This window comes from Kitasatospora sp. NPDC127121 (assembly GCF_042677305.1).
In the GTDB taxonomy this organism is placed as follows: Bacteria; Actinomycetota; Actinomycetes; order Streptomycetales; family Streptomycetaceae; genus Kitasatospora.
This window is the reverse complement of record NZ_JBHXTQ010000041.1, coordinates 22422-36209: the sequence shown is the minus strand read 5'-3', so window position 1 is coordinate 36209 and position 13788 is coordinate 22422. Positions and strand designations below refer to the sequence as shown.

The window sequence follows — 13788 nt, the reverse complement described above, 5'->3', positions numbered from 1 at the left end:
GCCGGGGCACCGGCGGTACGGCTGTTGCGTGATGTTCGGCGCCGCCGGGCGAGGGAAGGCGAATGCCAGGTCGGCGGATCACCGCTACCTGGTCCAGGGCATTTCCGTCGACCCGGTGGGCCGGTACCAGGTGATGCCCCACTCCGCGCCCCAGTCCTTGCCGGTCCAGTCGTAGGCGGGTGTCCAGAGCGGCCGGGCCGGTTGAGGTCCCCACTCCTCCGGGTCCGGGCGCACCAGCAACTCGTCCTCATGGGCGTAGCCGCCGGTGAGTACGGTCGCCACGAACTCCGCGAAGCCGCCGTCGAAACGGTCGAGCGCACCGTCGTCGACGCCACCGAAGTCGCAGAAGACGGCCACCGGCCACTGCTCCGGGTCCGGGCCGTCGGTCAGCCAGCAGCAGTAGTTGTGGTTGCTGTTCATGCCCCAGGGCAGCAGCCCGCCCGGGTCCGGGAACACAGGGGTGCGCTCCTGGTCCCAGAACTCGTCCTCGCCCTCGACCTGCCCCCGGAACTCGGTGTCGCTCTCGAAACGCCACCCCGCCAGGCCGCCCGGCGAACCGACTCCGTGGGAGCGCTCCGTCGGCGACCGCACACCCCACTCGCCGTTCAGGTTCACCGCACCGTACAGATCGACGAACGCCCGGTAGTCCGACGGCAGTTGGACCCCGAGCTCGGCCGGTGCCAGCTCCCACGGCACCCGCGCCGGGGTGTACACCGGCTCGCCCATGATCGCCCGCAGTCGGTCCCATGCCTCGGTCATTACCTGACCCCTCTCCGGCCGCCCGTCGTCAGAAGCTGCACTTTAGGCGACGGCTCCGACAAGCCACTGACCCGACCGGAAGACCGCCGGCTGACGGGCCCCGCTCGATCTCAACGGTTCGAAGCTCGTCCCCGGCGTCCAGGACGACCGGGACCTTCGGATCAGTTGCCGTAGCGGAGCGAGACGGTGTCGCCGAGGTGGACGGTGGTGGCCCGGGTGGCGGTGGTGGCGGTGGCGCCGTCCAGGCTGACCTTCCAGGTGGAGGAGCCGCTGTTGGCGGTGCCGTTGATCGCGGTGACGGCGCCGGTGCCGGAGGACGGGGTGACGGCGGTGACGCAGCCGGCGGGGGTCGCGGATGCGGCGGAGTCGAGGACGTCGCCGAGGGTCGCGGTGGTGCCGGTCGGGGTGAGGGTGACGGCGCAGACCTTGAGCGCGCCGGTGCCGTCGTCGATGACCAGCGCGAGCTTGGCGGCGGTGCCGGGGACGAAGGTGGTGGCGGCGGCCCAGGCGGGCTCGCCGGCGGTGGTCGGGGCCGGCGGGGTGGCGGTGAAGCCGGCGCCGGCGACGGCGCGCAGGCCGTCGACGGAGGCGTAGGGGGAGGGGGTGGTGTCGGTGGGCAGGTACTTGAAGCCGCCGCCGGGCTTGAACTGCTGGGCGATCAGGAAGTCGACGGGGCTCTTGCCGGTGCCGCTGGTGAAGTCGGCGCCCTGGGGGTTGATGCCGCAGGCGTTGAGGCCGGAGACGGCCCAGCCGTTGGAGTCGGTGTTGACGCCGAACATGGCGTTGAAGGCGCCGGAGGCGGTGAGCTTGCCCTTGAGGAAGTTCTTGGCGGCGACGATCGCCGGGTCGGTGGCGGGGACGCCCCCGGTGCAGAGCGAGGCCATGGCGGCACCGGTCATGTCGATGTCGCTGCCCTGGGCGAGGGCGTTCGGGTCGCCCGCGGCCTTGCTGAAGTTCCAGCCGCCGTCGTTGTGCTGGTTGGCGCGCACCGCCGTGACGGAGGCGTCGAGCAGCGGCTGCGGGACGCGGGGGCTGCCGGCCTGGGTCTTGGCGCCCGCGAGGGCGAGGAGGCCGAAGACGGTGCCGTTGAAGTTGGCGGACGGGCCGTAGTAGCCGGGTTCGGCGGTCTGCCAGTAGGCGGCGAGGTCGGCGACGAGGTTGCGGCCCGGGCCGACCCGGGCGGGGTCGATGCCGGCGGCGTAGGCGTTGAGGATGCCGCGCTCGTAGTCCGTGACGACCGGCGAGGCGCTCGGCCAGCCGGGGGCGGCGAGCTGGTTGCGGTACACCAGGCGGGCGTTCTTGGTGGGGTCGCCGCCGGGGGTGACGTCGGCGGCGGCCGTGCCGGCGGCCGCGAGTGCGCTGAACGCCCACTCGTTGGAGAGCCCGCCGCCGGTGACGTAGCTGCCGTCGGCGGCCTGGAGCGACTTCAGGTAGGTGACGCCGGTGCTCTTCGAGGTGGCTATCTGGGTCGGGCTGGCCGTCGCGTGGGCGGGGACGGCGGAGAGCAGGAGTGCGCCGGCCGTCAGGGCGACGGTGATGGCGGAGGCGGCGGAGGCGGCGCGGGAGGGGGTGGTCCGAGAGGGGGTGGTCCGCGAGGGGGCGAGGAGGGACACGGGACAGGCTCCTTGGGGTGGCGGGCGCCGACCCTGCCCCGGAGTTCCGGCGTCCGTTGGAGGGCGCGCGACTGCCGGAGCGGTCGCCGCCCGGATCGCGTGGGCCGGCTTTCGCCATGGTGCGTGGCCGGGCGGGCATTCGGGCTCAGGGCGGCACGATGGCCACCCCACACCGCTGCGCGTCAGCCCCGGATTCGCACCGGGTTCCCCCGCTCGGCCACCGCGGACGCTACCGCACGGCGCACCGGCCGACGAGGTGATGTGATCGATATGACGACCCGTTGACTCCCGTTCGACCGCCGTGGTCTGATGAACCGATTTTTTGCCCTCGGCATTCAGGGGAAGCCGGTCCAACTCCGGCGCTGACCCGCAACCGTGGACCCACCTGTGGTGGGTGAGCCGGAATGCCTGGACCGGGGGCCTGTTCACAGAGCACTTGCGTCGTCGCGGACTACGACGCGGTCCGGACGGTCCCTGCCCAGGAGACCGTCGGCTGCGCCGTTGCGTCCTGCGTCGACCGACCAGGGAGTCGTCGTGAGGGTCAGCAGCAGTCGCACACGTCACAGGAACCGGGACCTCGCGTCCGTGGTGGTCGCCGGTGCTGTCGCGGTCGCCGCCTGCGGAAGCGTCCTGTTCGGGCGCCCCGGCACCGCGGCCGCCGACCCGATCGAGCAGTGCACGGCGACGACGGGCGCGATCGTCGCCGTCGACTTCACCCACTGGGGCGGCGGCGTCGTCCGGGGCTGCGACGCCCACCCCACGACCGGGATGAACCTGCTGCGCGCCGCCGGCTTCACCACCGCCGGAACCGAGCACGACGGGCCCGCCTTCATCTGCCGACTCGGAACCGGGACCTTCAACAGCGGCACCCAGTACCCGACGCCGGCCGAGGAACCCTGCGTCAACACCCCGCAGGCCACCGCGTACTGGTCGTACTGGATCGCCGAACCCGGCCAACAGGCCTGGTCCTACAGCCGGTTCGGCGCCGGGACGCAGAAGCCCAAGCCCGGCGAGGTCGAGGCCTGGGTGTACGGCGGCACCGACATCGGCGGTACCAGCGGGGCACCGGGCTTCACCCCGGACTCCGTGAGAGCGAAGAGCGGCGGTTCGTCGGCTTCGCCGTCCGCCTCGCCATCCGCCTCGCCGTCGCCCTCGGCGACCCCGACACCGACCGGGCCGTCCACCGCCGGTGACCCGGCGGCCGCTGTGGCCTGGCTGGCCCGCCAACTCGTCGGCGGCGACCACATGGAGAACTGGGCCGTCGAGGGGCCGGACTACCCCCGGACCGCCCTCACCGCCATCGCCCTCGCCGCCGCCGGCACGCAGGACCCGGCGCTGCGCAGGACGACCGCCTTCCTCGCCGCCCACACCGACGCCTTCCTGTACCCCGACGGACCGGCCGGCCGGCCCGATGCGAGGGCCGCCGCACTGCTGGCCCTCGTCGCCGAGAGCACCGGCGGCGATCCCCGGGCCTTCGGCGGCCGGGACCTGATCGCCGCGCTCACCGGCCACGTCTGCACGGCGGCGGGGGAGAACGGCAAGTGCACCGCCGCCGGGGACTTCCTCGGCGCGGCCTCGCCCTGGGTCCAGTCCCTCGGCGTCATCGCCCTCCAACGCGCCGGCGTCACGCCACCCGCCCCGGCGCTCGCCCGCTTCACGGCGCTCCAGTGCGCCGACGGCGGGGTGGCCGGATCGATGATCGTCGCCGGCGAGCACTGCGAGTCCGACCCGCTCACCACCGGCCTCGCAGTCCTCGCCCTGCGTACGGCCCCCGGGTACGAGACGGCGGCGAAGAAGGCTTCGGACCAGCTCGCGGCCGGACAGCAGGCCGACGGATCCCTGCTCCCGTACCTCGGCGCCCCCGGCGACACCATCAGCACCGCGAGCGCGGCCCAGGCGTTCAAGGCCACCGGACAGGACACCCGCCGGGCCGCCGCCACGGCCTGGCTCGCCGCCCGGCAGGGTACGGACGGCGGCTTCGGCCCCGACGCGTCGACCACCGACCCGGACCCGGCCGCCACCGAGCAGGCGATCCTGGCCCTGACCGGCACCGACCTCACCAGCGTTCGGCACAACCCGGACGCCGGCACGCCGCCGACGACGCCCGCCACCACGAAGCCTGCCGGAAGAACCCCCGACGCCGCCAAGGGCAGCGTCTACCTCACCGACCCGTCCCGCCTGATCAACGGCCGCTACTACGAGGGCTTCCCGGCCTTCGCCGACTTCGGCCTCACCATCGACGGCGCCTACGCCCTCGCGGCCACCGGCACCGACGACGCCGCGCTGCGCAGGATCGTCGACTTCCTGGACCAGCCGGGCAAGGACGCCAGTGAGCGCACCGTCAACGACTGGACCGGCATCGGCACCGAGTACGCAGGCGGCGGCTCGATCGGAAAGGAGGCGCTGCTCGCCGAGGCGGTCGGCCGCAACCCGCGCGCCTTCGGCGGCCACGACCTGATCGCCGCCCTGGCCGCCCTCGTGTGCACCAAGGCCGACCAGAGCACCGGCTGCGCGGCGCCCGGCAACTACACCTACGCCACCTCGGTGTTCTCCCAGGCGCTCGGCATCATGGCCCAGCTCCGGGCCGGGGACTCGACGAACGCCGCTCCCGCGATCGCCTACCTGAAGGGCCTCCAACACCAGGACGGCTCCTGGCCCAGCCTGATCCCCGCCACCGGGGACTCCGACGTGGACAGCACGGCGATGGCCGTCATGGCCCTCGCCCTCGTGCCGGGGGACGAGGCCGCGCGGGCCGTCGACCAGGGCCTCGGCTGGCTCGCCGCGCGGCAGTTGCCCGACGGCGGCTTCCCGGGAGCGGCCGGCGACTCGACCAACTCGGCCGCGCTCGCCATCCAGGGCATGACGCTGCGCCAGGCCTCGTACGGCGCCCAGATCGCCAAGGCGCGCGACTTCCTGGCGGGTCAGCAGAACGGCGACGGCGGGTTCAACGTCGCCTCCGCCGGGCAGCCGGGATCGGACGTCCGCGCGTCCACGCAGGTGCTCGGCGGTGCCACCGGGATCTCGTTCGGCACGCTGTTCCGGGACCTCGGGGGAACGTCGACGCCGACGCCGACTCCGACTTCCACCGGGACGGCGACCCCGACGGGTACGCCGACCGGCACGCCGACGGGCACGCCCACTGGTACTCCCACGGGCACGCCGACCGATACCCCGACCGGCACGCCCACGAACACGTCCACGAACACGCCCACGGGCACGCCGAGCCCGACGGGCTCTCCCGCCACGGCTGGTCCCTCGGACACCGCCGTTCCCTCGACCGGCGACGGTTCGGCCACCTGGTCGGCCGGTGGCGTCGACGCTCCGGCCGGTGGCGGTGGCGGTGGCGGTGGCGCACCCGTCGCCGTCGCCCCCGCCGGTGGCGTGCCGGCGCAGACCGGTTCCGGCAGCCTGGCCGGGACCGGAACCCAGGCCCTGACGCTGACGGCGGGCGCGGGTGTGCTGACCGCGCTCGGCGCGGCGGCCGTCCTCGTCGCCCGGCGCCGCGCCGCGGCCGCCCCGGGGCGTCACCGGTGAGCCGGGGACTCGGCGGTCGGCTCGGCGGTCGGCTCGGCAGGCTGTCCGGGGCGGCGGCCCTGACCTTCGCCCTCGCGTTCGGCGGCGTCGCCGTGGGCACCGCCCCGGCGTCCGCGGCGCCGCTGCCGATCGACCAGTGCACCACCACCTCCGGCGTGGTGCTCGCCGTGGACTTCAGCAAGTGGGGCGGCCCGTTGCTGCGCTCCTGCGGGACCACGCCGACCACCGGCTTCACCCTGCTCAACCAGGGCGGCTGGAAGACCACCGGGACCGGGCACGACGGTCCGGCGTTCATCTGCCGGATCGGCTACAGCGGCTTCCAGGGCGGCAAGCAGTTCCCGGCCCCGGACCAGGAGAAGTGCGTCCTGACGCCCCCGGCCACGGCCTACTGGTCGTACTGGCACGCCGATCCGGGCCAGAACGAGTGGTCCTACAGCCAGCTCGGGGCGATGAGCTACCAGCCGAAGCCCGGCAGCGTCGACCTCTGGATCTTCGGTGGTACCAACATCGAGGGCACCGAGGGGCGGCCGGGCTTCTCGCCGGACAGCGTGCGCGCGAACAACTCCAGTCCCGGCGGGCAGCCCGCCGACCCCGGCCAGGGCACCACGGGCGGCTCGGGCGGCGGCTCCAGCGGTTCCGGCGGCGGGTCGACGGGCGGCACGGGTACGACCGGCGGCAGCGGCAGCGGCAACGGCTCCGGTTCGAGCGGCGCCACCGGCACCACCGGCGCCACCGGAAACGCAGGCAGCACCGGCAGCAGCGGCGGAACCGCCGGCACCAGCGGCGCCGGCACGACCGGTGGCACCGGATCGGGCCGGCCCCCGGCCCCCGCCAAGCCCCCGACGGGCGGAGCCCGTCCGCCCGCGCCCGCCACCACCCCGGGGCCCGGCGCCGACGCCACCCCCGAGGACGGCATCACTCCGCCCGGAGCGCCCGAGCCGACGCCCGTGCCCGCCACGCCGGTGCCGGTCGAGCCGTCCACCGCGCCGCCGACGGACGCCCCGAGCGATCAGCCGACCCCGCAGACGGTCGAGGCCGCGGCCGCGCCGACGTCCACCCCCGCCGTGCCCGGCGGCGTGGTGGACGCCAATCCGGTGGCCGATGCCCCGCACGACTCCGGGTCGATGGTTCCCGCCGTCATCGCGACCGCCCTCGTGGGGGCGCTGGGCGCGGCCACCGTGGTCGTCGCGCGACGCCGCCGCCGACGGGCCGAGTGATCAGGTGACCAAGCCCGACGAACCCGACGCCGTCCCCCCGAAGCCCGACCCGAAGCCGAAGCCCAACCCGAAGCCCAACCCCAACCCGAAGCCCACCCCCCGACGGGACGCCGGGAGCCGGCGCAGCCCCCGGAACCTGCACCCGCTGGCCTGGTGGACCTGGGCGCTCGCCCTGGCGACGGCGGCCAGCCGCACCACCAACCCGCTGCTGCTCCTGCTGGTCCTCGCCGTGCTCGGCTACGTGGTCACCGCCCGCCGGACCGAGGCCCCGTGGGCCCGCGGGTTCACCTACTACCTGTGGCTGGCCCTGACCGTGGTGGCGATCCGGGTGGTGTTCCGGTGCGTCTTCGCCACCGGCATCACCCCGCACGACCACCTGCTCTTCTCCCTCCCGCACCTCCCCACCCCCGCCTGGTACGCGGGCATCCGGATCGGCGGGCCGGTCTCCCTGGAGGCGACCCTCTCCGCCGCCTTCGACGGGCTGCGCCTGGCCTGCCTGATCTGCTGCATCGGCGCCGCCAACACGCTCGCCAACCCCAAGCGCGCCCTGCGCGTCCTGCCCGGCGCCCTGTACGAGCTGGGCGTCGCCGTGACGGTGTCGCTGAGCGTCGCCCCGCAGCTGGTGCAGAGCGTCCAACGCGTCGCCCGGGCAAGGCGGTTGCGGGCCGGGCAGCGGAAGGGCGTCCGCGCGCTGCGCAGCATCGTCGTCCCGGTGCTGGAGGACGCGCTGGAGCGTTCGCTGCACCTGGCCGCCGCGATGGACTCGCGCGGTTACGGCCGCTCCGGCACCGCGACCCGCCGCTCCCGCCGCGTCACCGGCGCCCTGATGCTGCTCGGCATGTGCGGCCTGTGCGCCGGGGTGTACGGGCTCCTGGACGGAACCGCCCCCGCTGCCCTGGGGCTTCCGGCCTTCCTCGCGGGCGCCCTGCTCTGCGTGGCGGGGCTGATCCTCGGCGGCCGGCGCGTGCGGCGCACCACCTACCGGCCGGACCGCTGGCGGGCCGCCGAGTGGGGCGTCGCGGGCTGCGGGGTGATTGCCGCCGTCCTGCTGTTCGCCACCGTCGGCTACGCCGCCACCGACCTCAACCCCTCGCTCTACCCGCTCAGTTGGCCGAGCCTGCCGCTCGTCCCGGTGCTCGCCCTGCTGCTGGCCGGCGCCGCCGGGGTGATCGCGCCGCCGCCGGGCCGTACCCCGGAGCCCGCCACCGGGGCCCGCCGCACCGGCACCGACCGCACGACCCCCGAGGTGAGCACGTGATCCGATTCGACCAGGTCGGCGTGGTGTACGACGGCGAGACCACCCCCGTCCTGCGCGACGTCGACCTGCACATCCCGGAGGGCGAGCTCTGCCTGGTGGTCGGCCGCACCGGCGTCGGCAAGTCGACCCTGCTCGGCGCCGTCAACGGCCTCGTGCCGCACTTCACCGGCGGCACCCTGCGAGGCAGGGTCACCGTGGACGGCCGGGACACCGCGCACCACCCGCCGCGCGAACTCGCCGACGTGGTGGGCGTGGTGGGGCAGGACCCGCTGGCCGGCTTCACCACCGACACGGTGGAGGAGGAACTCGCCTACGTCATGGAGCAGTTGGCCGTCCCGCCGGAGGTGATGCGCAAGCGCGTCGAGGAGACCCTCGACCTGCTCGGCCTCGCCGACCTGCGCCACCGCGCCCTGCACGAGCTCTCCGGCGGCCAGCAGCAGCGCGTCGCCATCGGCTCGGTGCTCACCGCGCACCCGCGCGTCCTGGTCCTGGACGAACCGACCTCGGCGCTCGACCCGACCGCCGCCGAGGAGGTGCTCGCGGCCATCACCCGCCTGGTCCACGACCTCGGCGTCACCGTCCTGCTCGCCGAACACCGCCTGGAGCGGGTCGTCCAGTACGCCGACCGCGTCGCCTACCTGCCCGGCGACGGCACGGTCGTGCACGGGCCGCCCGCCGAGGTCTTCCGGCACACCGCGATCGCGCCGCCCGTCGTCGACCTCGGCCGGCTGGCCGGGTGGCGGCCGCTGCCGCTCTCCGTCCGGGACGCCCGCCGCGCCGCCGCCCCGCTGCGGGAGCGGCTCACCGACGTGCCCGTTCCTCCGCCGCGCCGGGCAGCGGTGGCGGGGGAGCGGGTGCTCGACGCCCGGGGGGTGGTCGTCCGGTACGGGCCGGTGACCGCCGTCCGGGAGGTCGGGCTGGAGCTGCGGGCCGGCGAGGTCACGGCGCTGATGGGGCGCAACGGCTCGGGCAAGTCCTCGCTCCTGTGGGCGCTCCAGGGCTCCGGCCCGCGGCAGGGCGGCAGCGTGCAGGTCCTCGGAGCCGGCGGCGGGCCGGCCGCGGACCCCAAGCGGCTCTCCGCGACCAGGGCCCGGCAGCTCGTCGGGCTCGTCCCGCAGACCCCGACCGACCTGCTGTACCTGGAGACGGTCGCCCAGGAACTCGCCCAGAGCGACCTGGAGGCCCGCAGCGCAGCAGGCCCGACCACAGCCGGGCCGACCGCCGCAGGTCCGACCACAGTCGGCCCGACCGCAGCAAGCCCGACCGCGCGGCAGATCCTCGACCGGCTCGCCCCCGGGATCCCCGACGGCACCCACCCCCGGGACCTCTCCGAGGGCCAGAAGCTGGCCCTGGTCCTGGCGATCCAACTGGCCGCCGCGTCAAGGGTGGTGCTGCTGGACGAACCCACCCGAGGGCTCGACTACCACGCGAAGGAAGCGCTCACCGGCATCGTCGACGCCCTCGCCGCCGAAGGCCGTACGGTCGTCGTCTCCACCCACGACGTCGAGTTCGTCGCCGCCGCCGCCGACCGGGTGGTGGTGATGGCCGAGGGCGAGGTCGTCGCCGACGGTCCCACCGCCGAGGTCATCGTCGCCTCGCCCACCTTCGCCCCCCAGACCGCCAAGATCCTCGCGCCGCTGCCCTACCTGACGACCCGACAGGTGGCCGAGGCCCTGGAACCCGCAGAGGCCGCCCGGTGAGCGCCGTCCGGATCCCCGGCCGGGCCCGCGTCGTCGCGGCCCTGGCCGCCTTCATCGGCCTGGTCGCCTTCACCTGGCCGTTCGTCGTCGCCCCCGGGAAGTTCGGCTCCTCCTACGCCCCGCCGCTGATCTTCGGCGCCCTGCTGATCCTGGTGCTCGCCGTCGTCATCGCCGAGATCGCGGCCGGCGGCATCGACGCCAAGGCCCTCGCCATGCTCGGCGTCCTGTCCGCCGTCAACGCCGGGCTGCGCCCGCTCGGCGCCGGCACCGCCGGGGTGGAGACGGTCTTCTTCCTCCTCGTCCTGGCCGGCCGGGTCTTCGGCCCGGGCTTCGGGTTCACCCTCGGCTGCACCTCGCTGTTCGCCTCCGCGCTGCTCACCGGCGGCGTCGGCCCCTGGATGCCGTACCAGATGTTCGGCTGCGCGTTCGTCGGCATGCTCGCCGGGCTCCTGCCGAGAACCCGACGGCGGCGCTGGGAGGTGTCGATGCTGGCCGCGTACGGGGCGTTCTCCGGGTACCTCTTCGGCTTCCTCCTCAACCTCTCCTTCTGGCCGTTCTCCACCGACCCGAACAGTTCCATCGCCTACCTGCCGGGCCTGCCCTTCACCGAGCAGTGGCACCGCTACCTGCTCTTCGACCTCGCCACCTCGCTCGGCTGGGACACCGGTCGGGCCGTCACCACCTTCACCGCCGTGCTCGTCGTCGGCCCGGCCGTCCTCACCGTCTTCCGCCGCGCGGCCCGCCGCGCCAACTTCGAGCCCACGGTGCGCTTCGAAGCCCCGGACGGTCGACGAGTCGCGGCGACCGGCACGGCCATCGGCTCCGCGAACGGCACCGCCAGGGGCTCCGCGAACGGCTCCGCGAGCGGCGAGGGAGTCTCACCATGTGGACGGCTTCCGTGAATTCCGCGTCGGCCCCGGCGGTTTGCCCCTAAGCTGGCGGCGCAGCTGGTTCGTCCTGCCCGCCAGGCAGGACGTCGCAAGAGGGAACCCGGTGGGAATCCGGGACTGCCCCGCAGCGGTGAGTGGGAACGACCGCCGTCATACGCACTGGACCCGGGACGGGTCTGGGAAGCGATGGCCAGTAGGTACCGGACGCCAACAGGCCCGGTGCGCCCACGAGTCCGAAGACCTGCCCGTTGCCCGCCCGCGGACCGTTCCGCGTGCGGATATCCCGGTGACCTCGTGGGCGGGTCGGCGACCATACCAGGCGGGTCCGGCACGCGCATCGACGTGAGCCGCCGCCCGGTTCGTCATCCCTTCGCGCTCTCGTCCCGTCCCCGGGCACTTGAGGAGCCAGACTCGCGAAGGAGAGTCCCTTGACCACGAAGTCCGCAGCCGCGGCAACCAGGGCCACCGTGTACGGCTACCCCCGGCAGGGCCAGGGCCGGGAGCTGAAGAAGGCCGTCGAGGGCTACTGGAAGGGCACGGTCACCGCCGACGCCCTGCAGGAGACGGCGGTCGGCCTGCGCCGGAAGAACTGGGCGCAGCTCGCCGGGGCCGGTGTCCTGGAAGTGCCCACCGGCGACTTCTCGCTCTACGACCACGTACTGGACACCACGGTCGCCGTCGGCGCGATCCCGCCCCGGCACCGGGATGCGGTCGAAATCGACGCGCTGGACGGCTACTTCGCCATGGCGCGCGGCACCCAGGAGGTCGCGCCGCTGGAGATGACCAAGTGGTTCGACACCAACTACCACTACCTGGTGCCCGAACTCGGCCCGGACACCGTCTTCACCGCGAACCCGGCCAAGGCCGTCGGGGAGTTTCGGGAGGCGCTGGCGCTCGGCCACACCGCGCGCCCCGTGCTCGTCGGCCCCCTCACCTACCTGCTGCTCGCCAAGCCCGCCCCCGGTGTCGCCGAGGACTTCCAGCCGATCACCCTGCTGGACCGGCTGCTGCCCGTCTACGCGCAGCTGCTGGCGGACCTGAAGGCGGCCGGCGCCGCGTGGGTGCAGCTGGACGAGCCCGCGCTGGTGCAGGACCGCACCCCGGCCGAGCTGAACGCCGTCGCCCGCGCCTACCGTGAGCTGGGCGGCCTGGCGGACCGTCCGAAGCTGCTGGTCGCGAGCTACTTCGACCGCCTGGGCGAGGCCCTTCCGGTGCTGGCCAAGGCCCCGGTCGAGGGCCTGGCGCTGGACTTCACGGGGCCCGCCGCGGCGAACCTGGACGACCTGGCCGCCGTCGGCGGGCTGCCCGGCAAGCGGCTGGTCGCCGGGGTGGTCGACGGCCGCAACATCTGGATCAACGACCTGGAGAAGTCGCTGGCCACCCTGGCGACCCTGCTGGGCCTCGCCGAGCGGGTCGACGTCGCGCCGTCCTGCTCCCTGCTGCACGTGCCGCTGGACGCCGCCGCCGAACGCGACGTCGACCCGCAGATCCTGCGCTGGCTCGCCTTCGCCCAGCAGAAGGCCAGGGAGGTGGCGCTGCTGGCCCGGGGCCTGCGCGAGGGCACGGGGGCGATCGCCGCCGACCTGGCCGCCAACCGCGCCGACCTCGCCTCGCGCGCCAACTCGCCGATCACCCACGACCCGGCGGTGCGCGCCCGCACCGCCGCCGTCACCGACGCGGATGCACGCCGCGCCCAGGCCTACCCGCAGCGGGCCGAGGCCCAGCGCGCCCGGCTCGGCCTGCCGCTGCTGCCGACCACCACCATCGGCTCGTTCCCGCAGACCTCCGAACTGCGGGTCGCCCGGGCCGACCTCACGGCGGGCCGGATCGACGCGGCGGCCTACCGGGAGCGGATGGAGACCGAGGTCCGGGAGGTCATCGCCTTCCAGGAGAAGGCCGGACTGGACGTCCTGGTGCACGGCGAGCCCGAGCGCAACGACATGGTCCAGTACTTCGCCGAACAGCTCACCGGCTACCTCGCCACCCGGCACGGCTGGGTCCAGTCCTACGGCACCCGGTACGTGCGCCCGCCGGTCCTGGCCGGGGACATCTCCCGCCCGCACCCGATGACCGTCGACTGGTTCCGCTACGCGCAGGGCCTCACCGACCGCCCGGTCAAGGGCATGCTCACCGGCCCCGTCACGATGCTCGCCTGGTCCTTCGTCCGAGACGACCAGCCGCTCGGCGACACCGCGCGGCAAGTCGCCCTCGCCCTGCGGGACGAGGTCACCGACCTGGAGGCCGCGGGCGCGGCCGTCGTCCAGGTCGACGAGCCGGCCCTGCGCGAGACCCTGCCGCTGCGCGCCGCCGACCGCCCGGCGTACCTGGCGTGGGCCACCGAGTCCTTCCGCCTGGCCACCTCGGGCGTCCGCGCCGACACCCAGGTCCACACCCACATGTGCTACGCCGAGTTCGGCGCGATCATGACGGCGATCGACGAACTCGACGCGGACGTCATCTCGCTGGAGGCCACCCGCTCGCACATGGAGGTCGCCGGAGAGCTCGCCGGGGCCGGCTACCCGCGCGAGGTCGGGCCGGGCGTCTGGGACATCCACTCCCCGCGCGTCCCCAGCACCGAGGAGGCCGTGGAACTGCTGCGCGCAGGCCTGGCCGCCATCCCCGCCGAGCGGCTCTGGGTCAACCCCGACTGCGGCCTGAAGACCCGCGGCTGGACGGAGACCCGCGCCTCGCTCGACAGCCTCGTCGGCGCCGCCCGCCACCTGCGCGCGGAACTCGCCGGCTGACCCGCCGACGACACGCCCCGGCCGGGCCCCGCACGCCGTGCGGCGCCCGGCCGGGTCGGGCCGCTTCCCCGAC

General features: G+C 74.6%; 8 protein-coding genes and 3 riboswitches. Of the genes, 6 read left to right on the top strand and 2 right to left on the bottom strand.

Features of this window, described 5'->3' with window-relative positions; all coding sequences use genetic code 11:
- Positions 1-84: 84 nt before the first annotated feature.
- Entirely contained in the window at positions 85-759 is a 675-nt protein-coding gene (locus ACFVHI_RS21000; protein WP_380341506.1) for an SMI1/KNR4 family protein, read from the bottom strand.
- Positions 760-920: 161 nt separating this feature from the next.
- Entirely contained in the window at positions 921-2297 is a 1377-nt protein-coding gene (locus ACFVHI_RS20995; RefSeq protein ID WP_380341601.1) for a hypothetical protein, read from the bottom strand.
- Between the two features lie 208 nt (positions 2298-2505).
- Positions 2506-2582, bottom strand: a riboswitch (cobalamin riboswitch).
- 77 nt (positions 2583-2659) lie between these two features.
- A riboswitch (cobalamin riboswitch) is annotated at positions 2660-2803 on the top strand.
- A gap of 103 nt (positions 2804-2906) precedes the next feature.
- On the opposite strand from ACFVHI_RS20995, the gene ACFVHI_RS20990 reads away from it, so the two are divergent.
- The 6 genes from ACFVHI_RS20990 (at position 2907) to metE (ending at position 13715) form a co-directional block, all read left to right on the top strand.
- A complete protein-coding gene (locus ACFVHI_RS20990) occupies positions 2907-5906 on the top strand; it encodes a prenyltransferase/squalene oxidase repeat-containing protein (protein ID WP_380341503.1) in 3000 nt (999 codons plus the stop codon).
- Positions 5903-7123, top strand: a complete 1221-nt coding sequence (locus tag ACFVHI_RS20985) for a hypothetical protein (protein ID WP_380341501.1) — start codon at positions 5903-5905, stop codon at positions 7121-7123. Before ACFVHI_RS20990 ends, ACFVHI_RS20985 begins: the two co-directional genes overlap by 4 nt.
- Positions 7124-7127: 4 nt before the next feature.
- Entirely contained in the window at positions 7128-8381 is a 1254-nt protein-coding gene (locus ACFVHI_RS20980; RefSeq protein WP_380341498.1) for a CbiQ family ECF transporter T component, read from the top strand.
- Positions 8378-10081 (top strand): ABC transporter ATP-binding protein, encoded by a 1704-nt coding sequence (locus tag ACFVHI_RS20975; protein WP_380341495.1) that lies wholly within the window; start codon positions 8378-8380, stop codon positions 10079-10081. The genes ACFVHI_RS20980 and ACFVHI_RS20975 overlap by 4 nt, the downstream gene beginning before the upstream one ends.
- Positions 10078-10983, top strand: a complete 906-nt coding sequence (locus ACFVHI_RS20970) for an ECF transporter S component (RefSeq protein WP_380341492.1) — start codon at positions 10078-10080, stop codon at positions 10981-10983. The genes ACFVHI_RS20975 and ACFVHI_RS20970 overlap by 4 nt, the downstream gene beginning before the upstream one ends.
- 29 nt (positions 10984-11012) lie before the next feature.
- A riboswitch (cobalamin riboswitch) is annotated at positions 11013-11235 on the top strand.
- Between the two features lie 164 nt (positions 11236-11399).
- A complete protein-coding gene (gene metE / locus ACFVHI_RS20965) occupies positions 11400-13715 on the top strand; it encodes a 5-methyltetrahydropteroyltriglutamate--homocysteine S-methyltransferase (RefSeq protein WP_380341489.1) in 2316 nt (771 codons plus the stop codon).
- Positions 13716-13788: the final 73 nt, after the last annotated feature.

What these genes read in the sequence shown, in the direction of transcription:
- ACFVHI_RS21000 (WP_380341506.1), bottom strand. Translation starts at nt 759, where the DNA reads ATGACCGAGGCATGGGACCGACTGCGGGCGATCATGGGCGAGCCGGTG.